The sequence below is a fragment of the Anaerobacillus sp. QJM3NY_17 genome (genome assembly GCF_056173665.1).
In genome coordinates this window covers 630,172-654,564 of record NZ_CM149685.1, presented here as the reverse complement: position 1 = coordinate 654,564, position 24,393 = coordinate 630,172, and the positions used below count along the sequence as shown (strand labels likewise).

At 38.6% G+C, this 24,393-nt stretch carries 29 protein-coding genes; 13 read left to right on the top strand and 16 right to left on the bottom strand.

What is annotated here, in order from left to right; all coding sequences use genetic code 11:
* The first annotated feature begins 107 nt into the window (after window positions 1-107).
* Both AC0VYV_RS03585 and AC0VYV_RS03580 read left to right on the top strand, forming a co-directional pair.
* Complete coding sequence (locus tag AC0VYV_RS03585) at window positions 108-641, top strand: RNA polymerase sigma factor SigX (protein WP_475366557.1); 534 nt, start codon at window positions 108-110, stop codon at window positions 639-641.
* Window positions 641-1,861 carry a hypothetical protein gene (locus tag AC0VYV_RS03580; protein ID WP_475366556.1) on the top strand — a complete coding sequence of 407 codons (1,221 nt, stop codon included), beginning with the start codon at window positions 641-643 and terminating at the stop codon, window positions 1,859-1,861. The genes AC0VYV_RS03585 and AC0VYV_RS03580 overlap by 1 nt, the downstream gene beginning before the upstream one ends.
* A gap of 41 nt (window positions 1,862-1,902) precedes the next feature.
* Here the strand turns inward: AC0VYV_RS03580 and AC0VYV_RS03575 are convergent, their stop codons facing one another.
* The 3 genes from AC0VYV_RS03575 to AC0VYV_RS03565 form a co-directional block, all read right to left on the bottom strand.
* A complete protein-coding gene (locus AC0VYV_RS03575) occupies window positions 1,903-2,385 on the bottom strand; it encodes an endolytic transglycosylase MltG (protein ID WP_475374446.1) in 483 nt (160 codons plus the stop codon).
* Window positions 2,378-2,581, bottom strand: coding sequence for a hypothetical protein (locus AC0VYV_RS03570; protein WP_194220200.1), 204 nt, complete (start codon window positions 2,579-2,581; stop codon window positions 2,378-2,380). The genes AC0VYV_RS03575 and AC0VYV_RS03570 overlap by 8 nt, the downstream gene beginning before the upstream one ends.
* A 300-nt stretch (window positions 2,582-2,881) precedes the next feature.
* Window positions 2,882-3,508 (bottom strand): NUDIX hydrolase, encoded by a 627-nt coding sequence (locus AC0VYV_RS03565; RefSeq protein ID WP_430246794.1) that lies wholly within the window; start codon window positions 3,506-3,508, stop codon window positions 2,882-2,884.
* A 237-nt stretch (window positions 3,509-3,745) separates the two neighbouring features.
* On the opposite strand from AC0VYV_RS03565, the gene AC0VYV_RS03560 reads away from it, so the two are divergent.
* Window positions 3,746-4,147 carry a BsuPI-related putative proteinase inhibitor gene (locus AC0VYV_RS03560; protein WP_430246796.1) on the top strand — a complete coding sequence of 134 codons (402 nt, stop codon included), beginning with the start codon at window positions 3,746-3,748 and terminating at the stop codon, window positions 4,145-4,147.
* A gap of 64 nt (window positions 4,148-4,211) precedes the next feature.
* Here the strand turns inward: AC0VYV_RS03560 and AC0VYV_RS03555 are convergent, their stop codons facing one another.
* Window positions 4,212-4,880 (bottom strand): DUF1836 domain-containing protein, encoded by a 669-nt coding sequence (locus AC0VYV_RS03555; protein WP_430246798.1) that lies wholly within the window; start codon window positions 4,878-4,880, stop codon window positions 4,212-4,214.
* Between the two features lie 167 nt (window positions 4,881-5,047).
* On the opposite strand from AC0VYV_RS03555, the gene AC0VYV_RS03550 reads away from it, so the two are divergent.
* The gene (locus AC0VYV_RS03550; protein WP_475366555.1) at window positions 5,048-5,536 is read left to right on the top strand and encodes a hypothetical protein; all 489 of its coding nucleotides are present in this window, start codon (window positions 5,048-5,050) and stop codon (window positions 5,534-5,536) included.
* Window positions 5,537-5,588: 52 nt separating this feature from the next.
* Here the strand turns inward: AC0VYV_RS03550 and AC0VYV_RS03545 are convergent, their stop codons facing one another.
* The 5 genes from AC0VYV_RS03545 to AC0VYV_RS03525 form a co-directional block, all read right to left on the bottom strand.
* Window positions 5,589-6,584, bottom strand: coding sequence for a zinc-binding dehydrogenase (locus tag AC0VYV_RS03545; RefSeq protein ID WP_475366554.1), 996 nt, complete (start codon window positions 6,582-6,584; stop codon window positions 5,589-5,591).
* Between the two features lie 22 nt (window positions 6,585-6,606).
* Window positions 6,607-6,903 carry a Dabb family protein gene (locus AC0VYV_RS03540; protein WP_303533015.1) on the bottom strand — a complete coding sequence of 99 codons (297 nt, stop codon included), beginning with the start codon at window positions 6,901-6,903 and terminating at the stop codon, window positions 6,607-6,609.
* Between the two features lie 137 nt (window positions 6,904-7,040).
* The gene (locus AC0VYV_RS03535) at window positions 7,041-9,011 is read right to left on the bottom strand and encodes a hypothetical protein (protein WP_430246802.1); all 1,971 of its coding nucleotides are present in this window, start codon (window positions 9,009-9,011) and stop codon (window positions 7,041-7,043) included.
* A 32-nt stretch (window positions 9,012-9,043) separates the two neighbouring features.
* On the bottom strand, window positions 9,044-10,312 hold the full coding sequence (locus tag AC0VYV_RS03530; RefSeq protein ID WP_475366553.1) for an ATP-grasp domain-containing protein: 1,269 nt from the start codon (window positions 10,310-10,312) through the stop codon (window positions 9,044-9,046).
* A gap of 359 nt (window positions 10,313-10,671) precedes the next feature.
* Window positions 10,672-12,804 carry an ATP-dependent Clp protease ATP-binding subunit gene (locus AC0VYV_RS03525; protein ID WP_475366552.1) on the bottom strand — a complete coding sequence of 711 codons (2,133 nt, stop codon included), beginning with the start codon at window positions 12,802-12,804 and terminating at the stop codon, window positions 10,672-10,674.
* Window positions 12,805-13,152: 348 nt separating this feature from the next.
* On the opposite strand from AC0VYV_RS03525, the gene AC0VYV_RS03520 reads away from it, so the two are divergent.
* Complete coding sequence (locus AC0VYV_RS03520) at window positions 13,153-13,617, top strand: hypothetical protein (RefSeq protein WP_194220209.1); 465 nt, start codon at window positions 13,153-13,155, stop codon at window positions 13,615-13,617.
* Here the strand turns inward: AC0VYV_RS03520 and mnmH are convergent.
* Window positions 13,580-14,641, bottom strand: coding sequence for a tRNA 2-selenouridine(34) synthase MnmH (mnmH, locus tag AC0VYV_RS03515; RefSeq protein WP_475366551.1), 1,062 nt, complete (start codon window positions 14,639-14,641; stop codon window positions 13,580-13,582). The two genes, AC0VYV_RS03520 and mnmH, sit on opposite strands and share 38 nt — an antisense overlap.
* Before the next feature lie 115 nt (window positions 14,642-14,756).
* Between mnmH and ymzB the strand changes: the two genes are divergently transcribed.
* The 3 genes from ymzB (at window position 14,757) to AC0VYV_RS03500 (ending at window position 16,083) form a co-directional block, all read left to right on the top strand.
* Window positions 14,757-15,104 (top strand): protein YmzB, encoded by a 348-nt coding sequence (gene ymzB / locus AC0VYV_RS03510; protein ID WP_430246810.1) that lies wholly within the window; start codon window positions 14,757-14,759, stop codon window positions 15,102-15,104.
* Between the two features lie 107 nt (window positions 15,105-15,211).
* The gene (locus AC0VYV_RS03505; protein ID WP_430246812.1) at window positions 15,212-15,577 is read left to right on the top strand and encodes a DUF4870 domain-containing protein; all 366 of its coding nucleotides are present in this window, start codon (window positions 15,212-15,214) and stop codon (window positions 15,575-15,577) included.
* A 308-nt stretch (window positions 15,578-15,885) separates the two neighbouring features.
* Window positions 15,886-16,083 carry a DUF2188 domain-containing protein gene (locus AC0VYV_RS03500; RefSeq protein WP_194220213.1) on the top strand — a complete coding sequence of 66 codons (198 nt, stop codon included), beginning with the start codon at window positions 15,886-15,888 and terminating at the stop codon, window positions 16,081-16,083.
* Between the two features lie 107 nt (window positions 16,084-16,190).
* Here the strand turns inward: AC0VYV_RS03500 and AC0VYV_RS03495 are convergent, their stop codons facing one another.
* The 4 genes from AC0VYV_RS03495 to AC0VYV_RS03480 all read right to left on the bottom strand — a co-directional run bounded on the left by AC0VYV_RS03495 (window position 16,191) and on the right by AC0VYV_RS03480 (window position 18,745).
* Window positions 16,191-16,571 carry a KGG domain-containing protein gene (locus AC0VYV_RS03495; protein ID WP_194220214.1) on the bottom strand — a complete coding sequence of 127 codons (381 nt, stop codon included), beginning with the start codon at window positions 16,569-16,571 and terminating at the stop codon, window positions 16,191-16,193.
* Window positions 16,572-16,740: 169 nt separating this feature from the next.
* On the bottom strand, window positions 16,741-17,181 hold the full coding sequence (locus AC0VYV_RS03490; RefSeq protein WP_194220215.1) for a macro domain-containing protein: 441 nt from the start codon (window positions 17,179-17,181) through the stop codon (window positions 16,741-16,743).
* A gap of 91 nt (window positions 17,182-17,272) precedes the next feature.
* Complete coding sequence (locus tag AC0VYV_RS03485) at window positions 17,273-18,043, bottom strand: GNAT family N-acetyltransferase (RefSeq protein WP_475366550.1); 771 nt, start codon at window positions 18,041-18,043, stop codon at window positions 17,273-17,275.
* A 3-nt stretch (window positions 18,044-18,046) separates the two neighbouring features.
* Window positions 18,047-18,745 carry an AIM24 family protein gene (locus AC0VYV_RS03480; protein ID WP_283152995.1) on the bottom strand — a complete coding sequence of 233 codons (699 nt, stop codon included), beginning with the start codon at window positions 18,743-18,745 and terminating at the stop codon, window positions 18,047-18,049.
* Window positions 18,746-18,962: 217 nt separating this feature from the next.
* Here AC0VYV_RS03480 and AC0VYV_RS03475 point away from each other — a divergent pair, with 217 nt between their 5' ends.
* Both AC0VYV_RS03475 and cls read left to right on the top strand, forming a co-directional pair.
* Window positions 18,963-19,370 (top strand): DUF948 domain-containing protein, encoded by a 408-nt coding sequence (locus AC0VYV_RS03475; protein ID WP_283152996.1) that lies wholly within the window; start codon window positions 18,963-18,965, stop codon window positions 19,368-19,370.
* A 51-nt stretch (window positions 19,371-19,421) separates the two neighbouring features.
* Window positions 19,422-20,921: a cardiolipin synthase gene (cls, locus tag AC0VYV_RS03470; RefSeq protein WP_475366548.1), complete on the top strand. Its 1,500-nt coding sequence runs from the start codon at window positions 19,422-19,424 to the stop codon at window positions 20,919-20,921.
* A gap of 63 nt (window positions 20,922-20,984) precedes the next feature.
* On the opposite strand, the gene AC0VYV_RS03465 is transcribed toward cls, so the two are convergent.
* Window positions 20,985-21,545 (bottom strand): GNAT family N-acetyltransferase, encoded by a 561-nt coding sequence (locus AC0VYV_RS03465; protein WP_430246821.1) that lies wholly within the window; start codon window positions 21,543-21,545, stop codon window positions 20,985-20,987.
* Window positions 21,546-21,790: 245 nt separating this feature from the next.
* Here AC0VYV_RS03465 and AC0VYV_RS03460 point away from each other — a divergent pair, with 245 nt between their 5' ends.
* Together AC0VYV_RS03460 and AC0VYV_RS03455 are read left to right on the top strand one after the other, a co-directional pair.
* Entirely contained in the window at window positions 21,791-22,351 is a 561-nt protein-coding gene (locus tag AC0VYV_RS03460; RefSeq protein WP_475366547.1) for a histidine phosphatase family protein, read from the top strand.
* A complete protein-coding gene (locus AC0VYV_RS03455; protein ID WP_430246823.1) occupies window positions 22,351-22,572 on the top strand; it encodes a hypothetical protein in 222 nt (73 codons plus the stop codon). Before AC0VYV_RS03460 ends, AC0VYV_RS03455 begins: the two co-directional genes overlap by 1 nt.
* Before the next feature lie 97 nt (window positions 22,573-22,669).
* Here the strand turns inward: AC0VYV_RS03455 and AC0VYV_RS03450 are convergent, their stop codons facing one another.
* Window positions 22,670-22,843 carry a hypothetical protein gene (locus tag AC0VYV_RS03450; RefSeq protein WP_430246825.1) on the bottom strand — a complete coding sequence of 58 codons (174 nt, stop codon included), beginning with the start codon at window positions 22,841-22,843 and terminating at the stop codon, window positions 22,670-22,672.
* Between the two features lie 158 nt (window positions 22,844-23,001).
* Here AC0VYV_RS03450 and AC0VYV_RS03445 point away from each other — a divergent pair, with 158 nt between their 5' ends.
* The gene (locus tag AC0VYV_RS03445; RefSeq protein ID WP_194220224.1) at window positions 23,002-24,339 is read left to right on the top strand and encodes a DUF2254 domain-containing protein; all 1,338 of its coding nucleotides are present in this window, start codon (window positions 23,002-23,004) and stop codon (window positions 24,337-24,339) included.
* Window positions 24,340-24,393: the final 54 nt, after the last annotated feature.

The window sequence follows — 24,393 nt, the reverse complement described above, 5'->3', positions numbered from 1 at the left end:
TCATTCCTACAACCTCAAAATAGATTGTTCTATTTCTTTTTGTAATCTTGCTGTAACCTTTTAAGTAGATATATCGTTTTAATAAATAGAAGAAGGAGGGCTGAAGAATGGATAAGACATTTGAACGTTTATATGATCGCTACCACACGAACTTATTTCAATTTTTATTCTATATGGTAAAAAATAGAGCAATTGCGGAAGAGTTAGTGCAAGAGGTTTATATTAACGTGCTACGTTCTTATGACAAGTATGAAGAACGCAGCAATGAGAAGACATGGTTGTTTGCCATTGCGAGAAATATAGCCATTGATTATTTACGTACACACAATCGAAGAACCTCAAGGTGGCTTAGTAAGTTCGATTTTAACAAGCAGCAGCCAACTGATGAATCTCCACTTCCGGAAGAAATCCTACTTCAAAAAGAAGAAGTCCAAGCCATTTATAAATGTTTAAGAGAATGCACACTTGATCAGCAACAGGTGCTAATTCTTCGCTACATTCAAGAGCTGTCGATAAACGAAACAGCCGAAATATTAAATTGGAGTGTTAGTAAAGTGAAAACAACTCAGCATCGGGCTATTAAAGCGCTCCGCGAGCTAGTAGATGATCCATCCAAAAACCAACTAAAGGGGGTCTTATGATGAGTGATCGAACAAAATCCCTTCTTTCTCAACTACCTGAAGTCAAAGATCATAGAAGCAAAGAATCGATCTATCACAACATCGAGAAAAAAAAGAATGAACAATCACAAAGACATCGAACAAAGAAGAAAACGCCATGGATTATTCCTAGTATTGCCGCTATTGTGGTCCTATTCCTGGCCGTTCTAATTACGCCTGGTCTCTTCAATCAAAATGATAACTCTTCTAATATGGCCATTACACAATCAGACTCAAACAATTCAGATACAGCAAACTCTTCAGCCTCAGGAGATGATTCAAAATCTGAAAGCACAACATTAGCACCTACAGATGAGAAATCAGATCAAACGAGTGATACTGTTAAGGAAGAGCCGCCAACACTCACAAGAGAACCGACTACTTTTGACAGCTACATTCCAGCATTTCAGCAGTCTGAAGGAGCAAACGTTGTCGTTTCTTTCCCAGATCCTGAAAGCTTACTTCTCATTCCGCTTTCATTTACTTTAGATGAAAACAAAAGCATACAAGAAAACTTAGAAGAAATTTTATCTACTTTTGATGTTTCGGAATTTGGTCTTGAACGCTCACCACTAGTTGATACAACTCTAGATTTGATTGATACTGATGGAATTAAAACACTCATAGTTAGCTTCAAAGAGTCTGGTGATAGCCTTTCATCGACGGAATCAATTATGATAAACGATAGTGTTCAACAGTTAGCGAAAAGTCTCGGTGCCGATCAAATCAATTGGCAAACGAATGGAGAGGAAGGCTACACTCTCGGAAATTTCGGTTCAGCTGACACGACAGTGAATCAAAAACCTTCTCCATATTACCTATATGAATCAAGTTCTGAATTACGTTTTCTCGTAAAAGGACCATCCCTTTCAGGTGAAGAAGGTGCTGAACTCGATGTCGCTCTCTCGCTTATGAAAGAAGGCGATCCTAACGTGCCCTATTATATGCCAGCGATCCCTCCTAACGTAGACATCTATTCATTCGACGGAGACGGTGCTGAAGCAACAATTACCTTTACGGAAGAAAGTGAATTTCAATCAGAAGAGGAAGCGATGCAAACAATCGAAGCCATAATGCTTACTGCTTCTCAATATAACTATCAGACGATTCGTTTTGAGAACACTGGCTTTGATCAAATCGGTGGATATTCACTCGATCAATCCCTAACCATTCCTTCTTCTCCCAACGCTATTTCGAGATGAAAATAAACAAAACACCCGGCAATTTATGCCGGGTGTTTCGTTTATCTAGTAATCTCTTCCACTATATCTGCAGAAGACATATCCGTTTGAAGTTCATATTCACCTGGCTGAACTGCCATTTCTTTGTCCATGTCTCGAAGCGATTTAATAAAATCATCCGATTTCTTTACTAGCTTCTTGTCTTCTAGACTTTGAGCAACTTCCTGACTAGTCATTCCTTCCTTAATAGTAAAGGTGATTTTCTCAGGTTGATCAGAGATTTTTTCTTTCTCTGCCTTTTCTTTTGGAGCCTGATTTTCGCTCACTTGTTGATTCTGAGTCACTTCTTTTTCTTTCAAAGAATCATACTCTTCCTTTTTAACCATAACCATGCCTTTTTCTTCTAAATGCTGTTCAACGGCAGCTTCTGTTAACTTATTGCCATCCTCTGCTTTTGCTGGAGAAAACAAAAAGTAATAGGCCGTTAACAAAAGCGCAGCGAATAAAAGACCAGCCCCAATTCCTTTTGCTTCTTGCTTACTCATTAGGACCACCACTTACAGATTTTGTTTTGCTTTCTAGCATTTCAGTACGTTTCTTAACCGTTTTCAACTCTTTCATTAAGTTGATATAAACGTCATCAACCTGACCTTTCACTTCTTTAGCGTAGTCCTTAACAAAATACGAGTAAATAAAGAAACCAAGTGAAGCGGCAAGTAAAACAAAAATAATCGTTAACATTGCTTTTCCCCCTATTAAATGTTTGGCATTCTCTCTATGTATTGCACTTATTATAATCCAACTAAATTCTTTCGCGTCGATCTGTAGGTTTTTGTCGTTTTTAATTTAAACTTATCACCTATAGTAAATAAGTTAAGTTACCTAATAAATATATAACCTAGTAAACTCATCAAAGTTTCAACATTCCGAAAAAGGAAATCACAAAAAAACTAGAAAAAACCGACATAAATCGACCTTTTCTAGTTTACCTATATTTGCTTCAATTGACAATAGTCCTTTAATGGAAAAACGCTTCTTCTCTTATTCTTCATTCACCAATTGAATGAAATGATACAGTATTCTTGCCGTCATCCCCCAGATGACATAGTCACGATAATAGTAAAAGAACTCCGGCATACTTGAGGATGACCAATTATATTCTTCACCATTCGGAATAAGATGAAACGGGAATCCTTCATCTGGCTGTACATGTACACGTATATCATGTCGCTCTGGTGGGTGATTCTTAAAATGAGATAAAGGAACTGTAAACACTTCCTCTACTTCATCTGGATTAGGTGATAATTCAGAGTCTGATTGGATCATCCCCGCAAACGGGTATACGATAGATTGGAATGATGTAACTAGGAAATCAAGTTCCCCCATTACAGTAACTTCTCTTTCTAAAACACCGAGCTCTTCACAAGTTTCTCTTACTGCTGCATTTTTCGGGTTTTTGTCGTGCTGATCTACTTTACCACCCGGAAAACAAACCTCTCCCGGCTGTCTTCTTAACGACCGTGCTCGAACTTCAAATAATACATGTAGCTCTCCATTCCGTTCTATTAAAGGCAAGAGAACGGCAAATTTATAAAAGCGCTCATTTCCAAGGACTTCTGCACTTCTGCCATTTATCCTAGCTTGAATATCTACTAACGATGGCTTCATTCTATCGAACTCCTTCTGTAGAACTTATCTCACTCTATTATATGGCATTTATAACGGTATATCCTCCACTTTGTCTTTGAAGATTGAAATAAGGTTTTAAGTTCATTCCTTTGAATTGTAACTTTCTAGGATGTCACCTCGTCTAATAAACAAAGGAGTGATGGGATGCTTAAATATGTGATGATAGGAACAATGGTACTCCTTACTTTGACCGGATGTGGAGAGGAGAACGCAACTATGAATACAAACAACAATACAAGTGAGCAAGTATCTGGTTCTTCTGGCATAGTAGCTGGATCTCTTGAACCTACCCTGCAGCTTGAAACAACGGAAAGCGGAGCGGCAACTTTCTTATATCGTATTCAAAACCAAACAGAGAGAGTCCAATCTATCCACTTTCCAAGTAGTCAAAAGTATGACTATACACTTTCGAATGAGCAAGGAGAAGTAATTAAAACCTATTCCGCTACCAAAAGCTTTTTGAAAGAAGAAGAGAACGTTACATTAAAACAAGCTGAATCACTCGAGTACTCCATTATTGTAGATGAACTTACACCAGGATCCTATACACTAGAAGTTTGGCTAGCAACAGATGGAGAAGGCCAGTTCAAACAATCCATTGATTTTACAATCGATTAAAACAAAACGAGCTGGCGCCTTTTATGAGGTTCCAGCTCGTTCTTTCTTCCTCATTCATCAGTTCTTATTTCCAAACATCATCAAGGTATTGCTTCGATAACGTTTGATAGTAAGCAGCTTGAACAGAGAGTGCGGCAGAAATAAGTAGTTTCTCAATATCTTTTTTTTGATTTTCCGTTACTTCATGGAAAACATTAGACAACTCAATTGACTTCTTTTTAAACTCTTCCTTTGAAGGTTTTATTTTCGTATGAATCACTTCAAAAAGCTGCGAGTACGCAGTATAAAAGGTTAATGGATCGATTAAGTCATCATTTCGATCCGCCGGGTTATTAAAAGCAAATTTCAATAGAAGGCGGATGCTTTCGAAATCGTGCGTATTCTTCAAGTCTTCTACAATAAATAAAATTGCCGCTTGTTCTATTGCGTATTTCTTACCTAATTGTGGTGGACCAATCCACTCTTTAATATCTCTTTTCACCCAATTTTGAACAGCAGTGGATCGGAAACTTGCATACTCTAGCTGATTACCAAGCGTTACAATTTCATTAATAGATAAGCCGAAAGCACCTTCAGTCACTTTCAATAACTTATCAAAAATAGCTGGTATTTCTGTTCTTCCTTTTCCGGACCTTTTCATCGCTCTCAATAAAATTTCATCTGGCTTTTCCTCTGCGCGAATCGTCTGAAGAAAATTTCCCATTTCAGTTCTAGTTAAATAAAAGTCTCTCATCTTCCACCTCTACATTTAAGGTCATTTGAACTTATCGTATAGTTTCTTTATGGAAATTTCAAGAAGGGCACACATAAATGAGATATTTGGGCTCAAAATTGCACTTGTGTTAGTAACTGATTCATATCTAGGTGAATATCCTGTGTTGTGTAAAGGAGGAATCGCTTATGAACATGTACGGGAACCAAATGAATCAGAACGTTCTAGGTGCGATGCAGGGACATTCTCCGAATCAGGCAGTTCAAGGAGCCATGCAGGGTAATCAAATGCCTCACCAGGCAGTGCAAGGGGCCATGCAGGGGCCGAATATGCAAAACAACGCCGTTCAAGGGGCAATGTTTGGAGAAGAAAAACAGCTTATGGGTGATATGAAACAGTTATGCAAAAGGTATAACACCTATCATGCTAAAGTAAGAATGCAGGATGGGATGGAGTATGAAGGAATTATTATGGACTCAGATGATGAGCACATGGGTATGATGATCCCTCAAGAAGTAGAAGAAAGCGAAGGTCAAGATACGGATAGACAATATGGCCGCTATCGCTATCGCAGATTCGGGCGCTTTTTCTTTCCTTTAGCTGGAATTGCAGCTCTTAGTCTCATTCCTTACTATCGCCCCTATTATCCCTACGGCTATCCGCCATATTACTATTAAGAAAAAAGGAAGCCAAACGGCTTCCTTTTTTCTATGAATATTTCAAAAAACACTACCTCATACTTAATGAAATTTTCCCAAATTGGGAACTATCACTCAAATGAGCAAAAGCCTTTTGAATATCGTCAAAAGAATAGACTTCATCCATAATTGGCCTGATAGAATGTTCATTTACGAAAGATACCATCTCTAGAAATTCCTCAGCGCTTCCCATCGTTGAGCCAAGCAAGTTATATTGGCCGTAAAAAAATGAGCGCAAGTCAAATTCAATTGCATCCCCTGTTGAAGAGCCGAAAATAACAATGGTTCCACCCTTTTTCAGTACTCCGAGAGATCGATTGAACGTAGCTGCACCGACACTTTCAATAACCAAATCAACGTTTTCACCCTCAGCTGCTTCAGTCCAATCCTCTTCATCGGCAAGAGCTCGATCTGCACCAAGTCGAAGAGCGGCCTTTCGCTTAGATTCACTTCTGGAACTAACAATCACTCTCGCACCAGCCGCTTTCGCAAACTTAAGCAAGAACGTTGCTACGCCTCCACCAATTCCAGGAATAAAAACAGTTTGTCCTCTTCGAAGTTGCCCTCTTGTAAATAATGAACGATACGCCGTTAATCCGGCCAAACCTATGACAGATGCTTCTTCAAAGGTAAGGTTTTCTGGCTTTTTCACAGCATTTTCAGCTGGAACAACGATCGTTTCAGCAAATGTACCATCACCTGGAAAGCCTACAATTTGAAATCCAGCTGGAGGAACAGGAGAATTCTTTTCCCAACCAAGACCGGGGTTAATGATCACTTCATCACCTTCATGAATCTCATCAACGCCTTCACCAACTGCAACGACAACACCAGCACCGTCTGAACCAAGAATAACGTCTGGATCTTTCGGATCGTGACGATCTGGTATAAATAGATCTCTGTGATTTAACCCCACTGCCTTTAGTTTAATCTTCACTTCACCTTTGCGAGGCTCCGACTCGACAATATGATCTTTAAGCGATAGCCCTTTATGACCTGCTTCATTGCCATGAACAAATCCTTTCATATGTAAAAGCTCCTTTCCATATTTATAGACATTCGAAATCTAGTGCAAGGACATCTCTCATTCCAACCTCTTTCAAGTATGCGACTACTTCTTGGTGCGCCGGGTGTGGACCATATGCTTCTAGCGCTTCTTTTGATTCAAACCGAACCGTTAGAGCACTTTCGAAGCCCTGACTACGATCAGTGAAGTTATTTCCTGCTTGAATATCAATAATTCCAGGAATTTTCTCCTTAACTTGAATTAATCTTCTCATGCCCTCTTCTTTCTGATCCATGGTCGTTTCTTCACTGAATTTAAATAAAACAACGTGTTCAATCACTCTATTTCCTCCTTCTTATATCAAGCCTGTCAATTCAATATGACAAGTTAAGTTAATCAAAAAAAGCGCCAGGAAACAAATGATATCCCTGGCACCTCTGCTTATATATTTCCCCAAAAACCGTGATTTATAACCTCTTATTTACTTAGCCAGGTATACTCGTGTCCCCAGCTATCTATTGCGAGTGATTTCACAATTGAGATGTGCTCGGCTTCAACCGCATACGCATCTCCTTGTTCATAAGGATTATAATGAAACGCATATAAACGCGATGTAAATTCTTCAAATGGTAGCGAGCTTTCTCCTGAAAGCTCCCCTTTTCCCATAACAGTGGATTCAATTCCCTGACCCCAATTCTGGGAACCATCATTATTCGGATTATAAAAATAAACGCGATACTCTCCATCAGGACTCTTTGCGATTCTTTGGATGGAAACAGCATGGAACCCAAGCATTTTTCCATGAACATTCGTAATGAAGATCCCAACTGGATTCGGATAAATTAATTCGTATTCATCGTTGTATTCAGGATGATGCGTCGCATAAAACAATCTGACGAAACCAGGATAGTCTGTTACGCTGCCAGTAATCGGCTCGATAACGGTACTAAAGCCTTTTTGAACCCAATTTCCATAAAAAGCAGGGTTGACCCAGCGATGTCCATCTTCTCCTCTTAGCGCTACTCTGCTCATCATCTCACTGTATATTCGATCGAGATGTGGAACGAGTACAAGCGACACCGGGTCAAGCTCTGGGTGAAGATCAGGAGCGAGACCACCTTGAAGATCTTTCGAATGAATTTGAACACCTTCAAACACCATATCAATGTCACCATCTCTTGCAGCTCTTGGAATGATCTCAAGTAGATAGCCAGGAGCATGCTGAGCCCATAGGCTTATTCCTCTTGCCGCTTGACATGTTGGATTAAGTCCTTGACCAACACCGAGCGGCTGTCCAAGGACGCTAATGACACCTGCAAGCAAAATGCTATTAGCCGTTAACCCTTCACCTTCTCCAACTGTATTGAATAATGCGCTTCGAACTTCTGGACGTATATCTAGCTCAATCATACGTCTTAATCCAGGCATAACTGGAGAAGCCGAAAGCACCCCTCTCTCTAATAACAATGCTAATCCATAGACGGATTGGCAAGTAGACGGAAAAAGCGCAACTTTAATGAGCTGATAAATAAGCTCCCCATGTTCTTCAAGATTCGCCTTCCCCTTCCCAGTTAATTGAAGTAATACAGGTAGAAGGTGAGGTGATTTTCGACTTAAGAAGCGAGCAAGCACACTATGGTGTGGAGAACAAAGACCGGTTTTTCTCATAGAAAGACCGAGTAACTCACTTTCTCTTCGAAGCTCTTCTGTTGATAGTCCCATCAGTTGTTTACGGTATTCATTCGGCAACTGATAAGTGTGACTTAATTCAGAAGGGCCTTCAATCGAAGCCACGTATCCTTCAAGAGTAGACCGCTGCTCTTCACTGGTTTCTGACCTCAACATTTCCTTAGCCATTTTAATCATGGACACTGTTCTTTTAACCGTAATTGGTCGTTGAGCGGTTAAACGTTCAATCTCATAGATCAGTGTTTCTGATAAAGCACTTGAAGAGAGATACTGTGATATAAATTGAAACAGCCTCTGTGTTTCAATCGTATTCTCCTTCTCCTCGATTCGGGAAGCTTCTGAAGCATTTGGGAAAAGGATATCTAGATTTAACGCCATAACTTCGTTTAAAAAGTCCATCGCCATTTCTTGTGAGACCTTTGGATGACTTCCCTTTCCTTCCGCAATCGCAAGCATACGCAGATCGCTAAGCATTTCGATCACGTAAGGAAGACCCTTTGCTTGAAGCGATCCTGCAACAAGAGGCGGCTGGAGCTTTGAGGGATCTTCCCATGGACCATCCTGGAATACTCCCGCTTCATCAAAACGTTGAGCGTATTGATATAGAAACTCAAGACCTTCATCGGTTTCCAAAAGCCGATTCGCTTCCTGGAAAACGTCTGTCTGATAGCGAGATTTCGCATAGGATGGTGCTTCTTCAAGACGAGTGAGTGATCTGGAAAACCTTGCAATCTTTCCTTCTGTTACTTCAGATGGCATGCTAAATTCTCCTTTATGGTAAAAATAATTATCTACAGATAGAAATCATATTTTTCGTAGTCTACAAGTAACCGCGTCATCTCCGCACTGTCATCTCCGAAGAAGAAAATGGTCCCATAATGATTACCGAAACCGACCCGCTCAGCTACTTTCCCCTGCGGAGGAGTAAACATATCATGCTTCTCAAAGAATTGATGTTCCTCAAGCTCTTCAGGAATATTTAATTCCTCAATGTAATTCACATGTGGATGTACCATTAAACAACCCGCATATCCCATAGCTTCATCTTCGCCAGGAAAGAATTTTCTTAACTCTTCTTCAGTCGTATTTGGATCACTACATAGAATTTGAGCTTCATAAGCACTAAAACCGTAAGCGCGTTCAATTAGATCAAAAATATGGCCACCTGGTACTCTAGCAGCTACTTCTCCGAAGTGAAGTGTGCCATCAGGCATAATGAAATACTCAGGATGAATCACGCCGTTCTCCACTTCGAACGCTTCGATTAATTGTTCAATCGCTTTCCGGATAACGGGACGCTTCTCTTCAAGAGAAGGAGAAGGTGGAACAAAGTTTGAGTACCCAAGTTTTACGTATTCTGTTATATTAAGAAATTGAATTTTCCCATCATGTACAAAAACCTCACATGAGAATTCCTGCCCATCCAAATGACTTTCCATTAATAAAGGAAAATCAGTATCTGTTAATGCATCAATATCTGCAGGATCATCGATGGCTCGATGTCCTACTGAACCAGCCTTATCTAAAGGCTTACAATGAATCGGCTCGTATTTATCTCCATCCACTTTCAAAAGAGCATCGTTGACCCTTTTAAGAAAGCGCTTTACATCTTCCTTGTCTCTTGCTTCTTCGAAAACACCTACTTTAATACCAGCCATCTGTGCCTTTCGTTTCATCATTCCTTTATCTCTTAACAATAGAGAACGGTTAAATAATCTAGGCTCTTCTCTAAAGCGAGAATTCAGAGCTCCTGCCCATTCCACACACTCTTCATAAAGGGGGACAGCAACCTCTGCGCCTAAAGCTTTAAGTTGCTTATAGAGTTTGTCTGATCCTTCATTCAATCTATCAAACTCCCAACCTACGAAAGTGATGTCATGCTTCTCGGCATAATCCTTAAAATCAGGAGGACCAACCACTACAAAAGGCCGATTCAACTTGTCACAGGCCTCAATTGCGGGAAGACTCCATCCAATCAATGCTGTTAAATATGGAATTGTCTTTCCTTCTGGCTGACTTTCTTGTAACGTCTGGTTCATTTCTAGTTGATCCAGTTCCATTTTGTTCTCGCTCCTTTATGAAATAGTAGAGAAGTCTTTCCTGACCTTCCTTATCTAACGTAGCAGATTTGAAGACTAATTTTAACTAATATTCTGACTTTTCGACCTATAAATACAAAACAAGTCACAATACTTTACCATTCGACAACGCTATAGAAAAAGTACAGTCAGGATACCATAATTATACCTTCCCTCTTTTTGTAAAAAAGTAACAAAAAAAACCATGGAAACAAAGTTTTTTCTTTTCTTTTTTTGAATTCACTCGCGAATGAGCCAAAAAACGAGATATCAATAATATAAGCTACTATAGCTAATAAAAAAGAAAGCCGCTCCATTGGAACGACTTTCAAGAATGTGACTTATTTTTCTTTTGATACGACGAGTTTATCTTCTACAACTTCAACTGTAACTGACTGAAGGTCTCCTTCATCCACTAGTATATCGGCAATACCATCTTCAACATGTTCTTCGATCACTCTGCGAAGTGGTCGCGCACCAAACTGCGGATTATAGCCAAGTGAAGCTAACTTCTCTTTCGCTTCATCGCTAATTGTAAGAGAAATATTCTGTTCCTCGAGACTCTCATCCAAATCTTCAATCATTAAATCAACGATTGTAACGAGACTGGATTGTTCGAGTGATTTAAATGGAATAATTCCATCAAAGCGATTCAAGAACTCAGGTCTAAAGTAACCACCAAGACTCTCCATCACATCCGTGTAGCTTTCAGCTGATTCAAAACCAACTGTAATTCTGCGCTCTGACGTTCCAGCATTACTTGTCATAATAATAACCGTATCTTTAAAGCTAACAGTTCTACCTTGACTATCAGTTAATCGTCCATCATCAAGAATTTGTAAGAACATATTTTGAACATCAGGATGAGCTTTTTCAACTTCATCAATTAATATGATGCTATATGGCTTACGTCTTACTCGCTCGGTTAATTGCCCAGCTTCTTCATGACCAACATAACCAGGAGGCGAGCCGATTAACTTAGATACAGAGTGTTTCTCCATATACTCACTCATATCAAGACGGATCATGGCTTCACGATCACCAAACATTTCTTCTGCAAGTGATCGGGATAGCTCTGTTTTACCGACTCCTGTTGGTCCAACGAATAGGAAGGAACCTATTGGACGATTTTGACGTTTCAATCCGGCACGACTTCTGCGAATCGCTTTAGCGACTCTATTTACGGCATCTTCCTGACCAATTACTTTCGCATTAAGTCGATCCGCAAGATTTTTCATTTTCGTTTGTTCATCTTCGCGAAGTTTACGTACTGGAATACCTGTTTTTCCTTCTATAATGTGTTGAATCTCTTCAAGAGACACTAAATGATTCACACTTGATTTATTTTTCAGCGATTGCTCAAGCTGCTCCTCAAGCTGTAATTCTTCAGTTCTTAACTTGGCAGCACGCTCATAATCTTCTGCTTCGGCTGCTTTATTTTTTTCAGCAGCTATTTCTGTTAGACGTTGCTGAATTTCATCGTGGCTAGACTCTGCAAACGTTAAGTTCAATTTCGCCCCTGCTTCATCCATTAAATCGATCGCTTTATCTGGCAAGAAGCGGTCTTGAATGAAACGATTAGACAATGTTACACATGCTTTAATGGCTTCATCTGTGTACTTGACTTCATGATAGTCTTCATACTTAGACTGCAAACCTTTCAATATTTCAATGGCTTCATCTACCGTTGGCTCATTAACCATAACTGGTTGGAAGCGACGCTCAAGCGCTGCGTCTTTCTCAATCTGGCGATACTCTTTGAGAGTGGTTGCCCCAATTAACTGAAGTTCACCTCTAGCTAACGCTGGTTTCAAAATGTTACCTGCATCCATTGAGCCTTCAGCAGATCCAGCTCCAACGATTTGATGTAATTCATCCACGAACAAAATAACATTCTTTCTACTTTGAAGCTCAGAAATTAACTGTTTCATCCGCTCTTCAAATTGACCACGAACACCTGTGTTTGAAACGAGTGAAGCTACATCAAGTAAATAAATTTCTTTGTTTTTTAGCTTAGAAGGGACATTGCCCTCTGTTATCCGAAGAGCAAGGCCTTCCGCTATGGCTGTCTTCCCGACACCAGCTTCCCCAATCAAGACAGGGTTGTTTTTATTTCGGCGGTTTAACGTCTCAATCACTCTTGATACTTCATTCTCTCTCCCGATAACCGGATCAATTAATCCAGCTTTTGCGGCGTCAGAAAGATTTCGTCCCAAGTCATCAAGTAAGCCACCTTTTCCATTTCCAAACTCGGTTTGCGGCCCCTCCTGTTGTGCGTTAAATCCATGTTGACCTGATTGGTTCATAAAGGATTGAAAGAACTCATCCATTTGACCTTTTGGTGATGATGCAGTTTGACCATTCATCACTTTTGCGTAACACGTACTACAAAGGTGTACTTGTTTCTTATTCTGATTCATCTGGACATTAAGTTGAACCGATGCTTGATTTTGTTGACAATGATCACAAAGCATATGATGGCCTCCTTATAATATATATAACGTACATTTTATGAAATTAAGATAAAAGGTGAAAGATACTCGCTTTGACTTTGACTATCTTTGACCTTGTAACCAAATTATAATTTGACTATCTTTGACTTTCAAGTCTTTTGCTCATCCAAATTTTATTTTTTTCTAACTGATTAACGACTCAGGAAAATATCATTCATATATGGTTCTTAAAAATATTTGTAATATTTGAAATAGAGGAATTTTTTCAGAGGTTGGATAATAGATTGTAATAACTACTTTTCGACAAAGGGGTATACAAGTTTACTAGTACGGTAACAATGATGATAGATTACAAAGGGAGGATATCTTATGAATGATTCAGTCTATCAATTGATTGTTGAAACAACCGTCAAACGAGTGCCTAGCTGTCACGAGACGCCTGAGGATTTCTTCATTGCCCTTGATGATCGGGAATATCCATATTTAATCTTACCCACGCCTAAGGAAATGTTTGATAATGATGATGTGTTCACAATTCGTTTAATTCCGGATGCCCTCAACAAATTTCGATTTGAATTGGACAACTCATTCACCAAATTATCCTTCAGACGCTTTTCTACCTTCTTTGATGATAAAACATACTACTTTGGCCCCGACGACAATATGTTGATTCATTTTCTAAAGTCGCCCGTTTACAGAAGCTATGTCGCATGGGTAAGTCACTTGTATTTTAAACGCATTGATGACCTTATTGAACGGTATAACAATGAACAGCTTCCTGAAGAAAGAAAATCCATTAAAGCGAAACTTTCTCGCCTTCTGATCGAAGCTTAATCTCGAAGCGATCTACTTCATTCTGGACAAGTTTAGTTCCTTCCTCAAGTGAATCATACGTTAGGTTAATAATGTTACCTTCGTTCTCATATGCTTTGTATTCATAACGAGGATCATAATAATAAATCAGGAGCCGTTCAACAATCAAGGCATAGTCATTCTCAGCAAGAGCATCGGCAATTACTTCTTTATCTTCACTCGAAAATCGCTTCTCAATTTTGTTAATAGCTCCTGTGATTTCTTCGTGATGATGTTCAGGATGATACGTATTTAAGATCGTACGAATTCGATAAGAAAGCGGGGCGTGGACTTGTATACGCGTCCCTTTTTGTTTGCCTTCTAAAATAAACTCTGGAATGATAATATTTCCAAGTCGCTTACTTTCAGATTCAATGATGTAATAAGACGTTTCTCCAATTTCTCCTAATCTATGGTATAGCATGGCTTCAAATTCTTTTTGACTTCTTTCAGGCAAATCAACTCTTCCAAATACAGAACCTCGATGAGCTGCAAGTCCCTCAAGATCAAGAACAGGATAGCCCTTCTCTTCTAAATCATTCAGTATTTCAGTTTTAGATGTACCGGTTAGTCCTTCCAAAACAAGATAGGGTGTCGTCTGATTCGCTAAGTATTCTAAACCAGCCGTCACTTTTTGTCTGTAGGAACGAATACCTCCTTCTAGCTGTCGGCATGGCAGTCCCATCATGTCAAAAATAACTGTCAAACTTTTACTTCTCATTCCGCCTCGCCAGCAGTAAATAGCAAATTCTTTACCTTTTGTTATTTCCTTCGCTCGTTTATAAAACTCAGGAAGTAAGGGCGAAACAAGAGAAATCCCTAATTCCTTCGCTGCTTCAGTTCCTTTTTTCTTATATGTTGTTCCGACAATTTCTCTTTCTTCATTAGAGAAAATAGGTAGGTTCACAGCACCTGGGATATGAAACTTTTCATATTCTGCCGGTGTACGAACATCCAATAAGAGCATCTTGCTTTCCAAAACTTCATCGATTGTTATTGTTTTCATGACATTCATCCTTTATATATTTACATAGCACAAGTATATCATCATCTCTTTGCCAAGTTCATTTGTACTGTTTATCCAATGTATAAATGGGGAAATTTGATAGTGAGGTGATAAAATGAATGCGTCAACTATGCTAACAGAAGTTCGTAACACGCTTACTGAATGGGTAGGCGGACATCTTATCATTGAGAAAAAAGAACAAGACGATCTCGATAAAACCATCATGAAACTCGAAGATTTTGTATTTCAACACAGAGGGGAGACCGTCGATGATTACACGGCTTCGACACTCCTTCAACTTAAAGGCGAGGGCAAAGTCATTTCAGACGAAGCTACAGCCCCTCTTCCACACTCCACTTTTGAAATTCCTTTAGAAGATATAAACAATGTTAAAAAGCATTCAGACGAGCTGATCGTACTTACAGAACGCGCGTCTTATCACATCAACTACAATTCCAATTAAAGGAACCAAAGGTGGTTCCTTTTTTTATTGCCTACTTTATTAAAGGCATATCTTAAAATAATGAGTAATATGCTGATCATAGATGAGCTATATAGGGAGGTATTGAGATGGATAATAAAGACGTAACAACGGTTCCTGATCAAACAATAAGACAATGGGCTATGTATGTTCATCTCTCTGCATTGAGTGGTTATTTAATTCCTCTGGGACATATTATTGGTCCAATCATCCTCTGGTCAATTAAAAGAGAAGATGAACCGTTTATCGATGAGCAAGGAAAAGAATCCATTAACTTCCAAATAAGCATGACACTCTATCTAGTCATTGCTGGGATCTTAAGTCTAGTCCTTATAGGGCTTATCCTTCTCCCTATTCTACTTGTCATGCACCTTATCTTTATTGTGATTGCATCGGTCAAGTCGAATCAGGGCACTTTATATCGCTACCCCTTAACCATTCGATTTGTATCTTGAATTTTCAAGAATTTCAAGCGTTTACACATAAGTTAGGTATGTCCATGTTATAATGAAACTAAACTTATGATGTGGAGGGTCTGCTCTTGGCTGTTAAGGAAAAAGAATGGAACCGTTTTACTGTATGGGCACTTGCCTTTATGGTTTGGATCGTTCCTATTGCTTTTGTTATTGGTTTCTACATAATTTCACGTCCACAGTAAAACCAGCGTCAATGCGCTGGTTTTTTTAATTCTCTTAAAAGCAGGTTTCATCACTACATATGATGGGAATTGTTCCTTATACACAGCTTAAAGGAGGATTTATTCATGAAGGAATTTACAGTAGCACCAAATAAAGATGTAACAGGTTGGTATGTTAAAATTGAGGACGTCGCTCCAACAGACCTCTACGATATGCGCTCAACAGCTATTGAAAAAGCAGAGGAAATGGCTAAAGGAGATTCTCCAAGTCGCCTATTGATTTTAAATGAACAGCATGAAGTTGAAGAAGAACGCTCATTTTAATCTACATAAAGAAGCCCTCCGTAGCTTACGGAGGGCTTCTTTATTTTTATTTCAAATAGGATTTCATTAAAAAGAACGAAGGGAAATCCCTTCGCTCTTTACTGTTTCTATTTGTTTCCGCCGCTCTTTTTTCCACCCTTTTTCCCAATTTCCTCATAGAATTCTTTATCTTGATTTTTGGATGTTTGGTTTCCACCTTTTTCTCCAATTTCTTGATAAAACTCTTTATCGTGTTCTCGAGCGGTTTTCTTACCACCCTTTTCTCCAATTTCCTCGAAGAATTCTTTATCATGCTCTTGAGCCGTTTTATTACCGCCCTTTTCTCCTATCTCTTGATAGAACTCTTGATCATGCTCTTTTGCTGTTTTTTCTCCACCTTTTTCTCCAATATCCTGATAAAACTCTTTGTTATGTTCTCTTGATGTTTTTTTGCCACCTTTACGTCCTGCTTCTTCTCTGCTCATTTTGTCATTACTATTGTTAGCCATTTAAAAAACCTCCTCTAGTAATTTTTTTACATCTTGCGCTACACTTGTTGTATTCCACCTTACTCAATTGATAAACGGGAAAATGGTTTCTTTTTACATTTTTGATTCTATCTTACTAATACTAGTTCTTATCCGACAAAAAACGCTCCCAACATTGGGAGCGTTTAAATTAAGAATAGTAAACATGGATTGGTTTCTCATATTTCTTAGAAAGTTTCTCAAGAGACTTTTTGACATTGATCAAATCGTCTTTATCAATGCCACAGCCGATTTTGATTTTAAACCCTTTTTCCTCGAACGGTTTCAGTTCCTTTATCATATGTTCAAATGATTTCAACCAGGCGGGATAATTGGTTTGAAGTCCAGCTGGCTTATACTGTCCATACAGATTAGCAATAATACGCTTATTATCTCGACTTAAAGCAAACGAGCATTTACCTAACTTCTTCTTCGGAGAAAACGGAAAGTCTTCATCTGCTTTAGCGGCTTCAGGGTACGTTTCTTTTACTGATTTCGCAATGCCAACATCCATTGCATTAAAACAGTCGCATTGATGTGCAATTACAGTACAGTCACTTTTAAGAAGGTTGCCTTTTTCAAAACGAATCATACATGCACTCTCCTTCGTAAAGAACCCTTTTGTATGATTATAAAGAAAATTCTATTAATTTCAATAGGAATATTTTACTTCCTTCAGCATATTATGATAAGTTTCGCACTTCTGAACTCGCTTTTGTATACGTAACTGTATGAAAAACTGGATGACAGTCATTATATTGAAATATTTGCTGCATTGGTTTGTTTTCTATACCTGTACTACCTATATAATAAGTGGCGCCTTTTTCTTGCAAAAGAAACAAACCCAGCTGATGTAATAGCTTCCCGAATCCTTTCCCACGCTGCTGGGGCAATACACCCATGTAAAATAGTCTACCTTCTTCTTCCGTGCCCGGTTCGATAATTGGAATAACTACGCCTAAGAGGTATTTATTCCAATAAACAGAGTAGCAGCTAGATTTGTACTGCTCACCAATTTCTTGCTTCATCGCTTCATACTGCATTTCGATAGGGTGAGCGGAAGGAGCATTAAGTGTTCCCTCTGAACATGCTTGCCACAATTCAAGAAAGAGTTTGATATCCCTCTCATCAACTAGCTTATAAGTAATACTACTATTGTGATTAAAATGCATTTTTTCCATTTGAAAACTTTTATAATAGTCGATGGACTCAGACTTTAAAGCAAAAAAATTATTTTCTAGCACCTGTATTTTTAATTCGGAGGATGCTTCTACCGTTACCGTACAGTGAAGAACCTCTTTTGATTCTAGAGCAACATTCAACCGATCAAGTAACAAATCAAATTCAGGACTATGCTTGAGTTTATCTACACCTTCGATTGAAAGGTAGTAAGGTCTTCCATCAAGTAATTTGACACCTAGCTGTTTTTCATGTTCATTCAATGAGAAAACCATACGTTACCCCTGATTATTTTGCATATATACTTCTTCAAATGGTTGAACGACAACAAACCCTTCTCCTTCAAATCTCATTTGAACCGATTCACCACTGCCTCTTCCAAAGAAGGACTTCAGCGACACATCTGTTTGAAAATTCGGCTGCAATTGACCTGACCAGGCAACCGTTGCATTAGGATCTGTAATGACTGGTTTTCCCGGAGTTACTCGAATTGTTAGTGGTTCATAGTGGCTTGTAATGGCAACCATTCCCGGACCCTGACAAGTGACATTAAATAATCCACCTGCCATCATTCCAGTAATCCGTTTCATCATTTTGATATCCCACTGGATGCCATCTTCAAATGCGAGTAGATCGTTTCCATTTACGCTAATTGATTCACCATGTTGCAAATGTAGGATGGAAATCTTCTTCCCAGAATCCGCCAGATATAACTTTCCATTCCCCTCAGCTTTCATTAACGAAGCTCCCTCACCTGTAAGGGCTTTTTTAAACATCTTTCCGAGGCCGTGTTCAAGAATTCCTTCCCTCTCGAATTTAATCTGACCGTTGTAAGTAATCATAGCGCCAGATTTCGCCCACACACGCCCAGCGAGATTAACTTCTAACATTCTTGGCGTTTCTAACTCGAAAAATCCTTCTCCTTTATCTTTTTGTTCTGTTGACTGAATAAATTCTTCTATTGAGTATCGATTCATTTTCATCTCTCCTTCTAATTAACTATTACGAATAGCTACTGCAATACGTTTCAATTTTCTACGTAATTTTCAGTAAAATTCGAACTCTTACTACTCATTTTTTTGTATTTAATAAGTAAATTCTGCTTATACTCATCTCTTTTTCATCAAATTGTTTGCACATATCATGTTAAGGGTAAGGTAACATTAACTATAATCGCGAGTAGGAGGTTATCATATGGTTATCGTTTACATTAGTATTGCAATCGTAGTTCTTTCACTTATTTACCTGGGATACATAGCCCTTCAAAATTTCAAAGAAACCAAAAAATCTTTAAATGATTTATCTGAGACCGCAGCGAGGTTTCAAGAAAAAGTAGATAAAATCACTGAGGAAACAAATCAATTAACAGCGACCACTACAACCATTTCTGAAGGCATCCAATCGAAAAAAGAAACCGTTCAAGGCGTAATTCAAGTTGCCAAAGGCACACCTGAACCCTTTAAAAACCTTGTTTCATCAATTAAAAACACGCCAAATCCGCAGCGTGAAGCTAGAGATTCACAGTTAACTGAAATTGGTGATCAACTTGTTGACTTATGGGGAAGATATCGTCTAAAACGGAAATCAAAACATGCGGAGTAAGGGCTATGCCCTTACTTTTTTTGGTCAAATTCAAATGAGGTGGGCTATATTATGAAACAAGCAAGACAAATCATTTTCTTTCTTCTAATGACAACTTCACTTTCGATCATCTTGTTCACATCACTATCACCATCATGGAAATGGGCTGCAGGTATTCTTTATGTAGCCATTCTAGTTTCTATTTTATTCGTACTTTTACTAGAAGGTAGATCTCCATACAAATCGCTTTTATGGATATACGTATTAATCTTCTTTCCCATTGTAGGTTATGTTTTCTTTTTATTTTCTGGTCAACTAGAAGTAAAGGGACATTTATTTAAAGAGAAACGTACGAACGGCCTTGAATTTTTCAAGAAGTACGTAAACTTTCCAGCTTCTGAAAAATGGCATGACCTAAGTGAGCGAAACCAAAATTTCTCAAACCTTATTGCCACGATGGTTGCAAGTCCTATTAGTATGAGATCCACAACGGACCTCTTGCTAAACGGTAGAGAGACGTTTACGGCGATTAAAAATGAAATTCAAAAAGCTGAAACGTACATACATATGGAATATTATACGTTTCGTTCGGATGAACTCGGACTCTCGATCATTGACCTACTCGTTAATAAAGCCAAAGAAGGTGTGGAGGTAAGGGTTCTTTATGATTCAATCGGAAGCCATAACCTTTCAAGAGCTTCTAAAACAGCCCTAAGGGAAGCTGGTGCAAGTGTACAGCAATTTCTCCCAATTAAATATGGATTCGTCAATCAAACCATAAATTTTCGAAATCATCGTAAGATCATTGTCATTGATGGTAAAGTCGGTTTTGTAGGTGGCTTAAATATCGGTGACGAGTATGCTGGAGATATGAATCAAATGGGGTTCTGGCGTGATTCTCACCTACTTGTTAAAGGAGAGGTGCTTTCTGCCCTCCATGGCGTTTTCTTAATGGATTGGTCCTATATGTGTGGTGAGGAACTCCTAAATGGCAAGTACCTCGAAACATATGATGTCGAAGGTGATGGTGGTTCTCAGCTTGTGGCTAGTGGGCCAGATACAAAACGAGGAGCTATGTCCGATCTATATTTCAGTTTGATAACTTCTGCAAAAAAAAGAGTTTGGATTGCTACTCCTTACTTTGTTCCAAACAAAGCCATCCGTACCGCTCTAGCCATGGCTTCTATGAGAGGTATTGAAGTGAGACTCATTGTTCCTGAAGTAAGTGACGGCTTTCTTACCCAATACGGAACAAGATCCTACTTCTCAGAGCTTCTTGATTATGGGGTAGAAATTTATATGTATCGAAAAGGATTTCTCCATCAAAAAATTATGATTGTTGATGATGATCTGGCCACAATCGGCACAGCAAATATGGATATGCGTTCATTGAATTTAAATTTCGAAGTAAATATGTTTCTTTTTCAATCCAAAACGGTTCATGACCTTGTAGCAGCTTATCAAAATGATTTGAATGATTCAGTAAGCGTGACAAAAGACTCTTATAGTAAGCGTGGACTTAAGCACCGCACAAAAGAATCTTTCGCCCGACTGTTTTCACCGGTATTATAACGAGAAGGTACTATCAACGTGAGGTATTTGATTACTATGAAGCTGCATGATTTTAATCAGATATTATGGACGAGAAGATTCCCATTCACTTTTTAATAAAGAATACATGATTAGATTCATATACTCTCCACCAGCGAGAACATAATCACGCAATAGTCCTTCTTGTTGGAATTCCAGTTTGGTTATAAGTTTCCTCGAAGATGCATTGTTTGGATGAATCAATGCACCAATACGATTCATATCTAACTGCTGAAAGGCAAAGGGAATGATGGCTGATAAAGCTTCCGTCATATACCCCTTTCCTTCTTCAGTTTGTTTTAATTCATATCCTATTTCAATGCGATTGACTCGCTTGGCCCAATTATGAAAGCCACAAGTACCAATCAATTCTCCCCTCTCTCTAACCTCTATTCCAAATCGCATCGCCTGCCGTTGCTCAAACCCTTTCTTAAAGCTCATTAACATTCCTTCTACTTCTTCAAGACCGCTCATTTGCTCACTTCCGTAATATTTCATCGTGTGAGGATTCGAAAATATCGACAATAACACAGGAGCATCATCTTCTCTTAATTCTCTTAATCTTAATCGATTTGTAGTTAGTTCTGGAAAACTCTCCATCTCCATGCCATCCACTCCTATATCTCATTTGAATTATTTACACCCAATAACACTTCATATAAAAAAATGCTTAAAGAATGGCTGGCATTCTTTAAGCAAACAGGGGGTAAAATATCTCTTAAAAAAGGGGTCTATCTTATAACGAATAAGCGCTATTAAAAGTTTCAATATTCTATGAATAATTTTCTTCACTCTACCTGAATGGTAAAATAGATTATAAGCACGCTCAAACGATTCTAGGAGTGATCACATTGAAGAAAAAAATATACTTGGTCAGACATTGTAGCGCCTCAGGACAAGAATCTACTGCTTCCTTAACGGCAGAAGGACGCAATCAAGCGACTCAATTAGCACAATCTCTTGGACATATTCCATTTGATAAATTATATAGTTCACCTTTTAGACGTGCCCTTCAATCGATTGAGCCACTCGCTCTTCAATTAGATAAACCAATTACTATTGATGATCGGCTAGAAGAGAGAAAGTTATCTGCTGTTCCTATTGAAAACTGGTTAGAAGAACTTGAGCAAACATTTGTGGATCTGTCTTACACCATTGAAGGCGGAGAATCAAGCCAGCAAGCCATTTCTAGGAGTATTGCGGTTTTAAATGACGCCCTTCTCTATACGAAAGAATATTGTCTTGTCATGACACATGGGAATTTATTAACCTTAATACTGCATCATTTTAATACAGATTATCAGTTCAACACATGGAAGAAACTTCGGAATCCAGACGTCTTCTGCCTTACTTTTCATAATAATACGATCGAATCCATTCAAAACGTTAAGTTATCGGGGGAACCATTGTAATGTCTCAACTCTATTCTCGTTTCCACTGTTGCGCTACTTGCATTCATTTTGAAGTGGTGAAAGCAGAAACAACAAGCTATCGATGCGCAAGACTCGGCTTTGAAACGAAGCCTACCTACCAGTTTAACTGTTGGGAACCAAAAGAAGTTGTTAAGAAAAAAATGGAGAAAGAGAAATCACTAGAAAAGGTGGATGATCCTTCTTCTAAGAAAACTGAGTGAAGTTATCAAAAAACATAAAAAGATGCCTCCCCTAAGAGGAGGTTTCTAGACCGCATTAACTAACGAGTCACTATTCTCATCAATGTGAGTCATTCGTTCAAGAAGAGGTACCTGATAGCTGCATCTCTTCCATCCATTTATTTATTTGTTCTTGAGGAAGGCTCCAGCTAATCCATGAAGCCATTACCTTCACTTCTTTATTCTCAACTACCCAGTACTCATATCTCTTTTCGGAGAAATTTTCAACGATGCCCGTCCGATCAATCTTCATCTGCTTTTCCTCCTTAGTATCCTTTCTATGACTATACCCTAATTAAATAATGCCTAATTACCTATTTTACTTTTATCACGTTTAGAATGATAATGCATGAAACACTGCCCCTTCTTCACATACTATCCAAAATCATTCTTTTTTGGAGGAAAAGGGGTATGGAGCACAATAAATTCAAGCGAATCCGATCAAGCTTCTGGTTTATTCCAACTTTTTATGGTGTTGGCGCTTTTCTCGCAGCTATTATCACGCTCATTATAGACCGAACGATCATCCAAGGTAGCGCGATGGTTCTTCCTTATTTTTTCTTTGCTTCCTATGAAACAAGCGTCACTATTTTAAGCACGCTCGTATCTTCCATGTTAACAATGACTACCATTACGTTTTCGACGATTATGGTTGTCTTAACAACGTATTTATCGAACTTCTCACCACGAACATTGCAGAATTTCATTACCGATCGTATTACGAAAAGAGTGCTTGGAATTTTTGTTGGAGGAATTATTTACTTTATTATTCTTCTTCTCCTAATTGAACAAAGCAGTCAAGAAGATGTTGTCTATCTTGCACCTGTTTTCGCTGTGATCTATGCCATTGTCTGTGTCGCCTATTTCGTTTTCTTTATCCATCACGTATCGAATTGGATTCTCGTTGGCAATTTGATACAACATATCACTACTAATACGTTAACAACAATCGACCGTACTTTTTTAGATTTTGAAGAAGCCAATCATGGTGATATCGCCTCATGGGATTCTTGGGAATTGGATGAAATTAAGATGAAAAAACCTATTGCCATTCGATCCACTAAATCAGGGTACCTACAAAATATTGATTTACCTGATTTGATTTCGGTTGCTACAAACAAAGATTTTATCATTCGCCTCGAGAGAGATATCGGAGAATATATTGATGAAGGTACGGTGATTTTTTCTTATTGGGCATCAATGGATTCTTCTCCTGATTCTCATATCCTTCTTAATACGTTATCTCTTGGAACAGAACGAACAACTGATCAAGACATAGAATATGGCATCCAAAAATTAGTTGAAATTGCATTAAGAGCGATCTCACCTGGGATTAATGATCCCAATACAGCCATTAATTGCATCAACCGTCTTGGGAGAGTTTTATCACGTCTTGGCCAAAAACACATCCCACACCCCCTGTATCATGATGAAAAGAAAAACTTACGGGTGATCACAAAACCTATTACGTATGATACGTACCTCTATAAAAGTTTCTATCAAATTAGGCATTATGCCAAAGAGGATGTATCCGTTCTTGGCTCGATTCTTCATTCTTTAGAATTAGCAGCAGACGGAAATAAACATGATACGCACGAAACTATATGGGAGTTTGGTCAGTTTGTAATTAGAGGTTTTGATCCAAAAGTGCTCGATAAGTTCGATCATCGCTATATAAATGAAAAGCTTGAACGACTCGCGAACGCAACTGGTTTTCAAGATGCTTTTCATCCGATCTCACATGAATAGCCCCGTTAGAAATCTCCATAAGAAAAACGGTCTCACCAGAGAGACCGTTTTTTG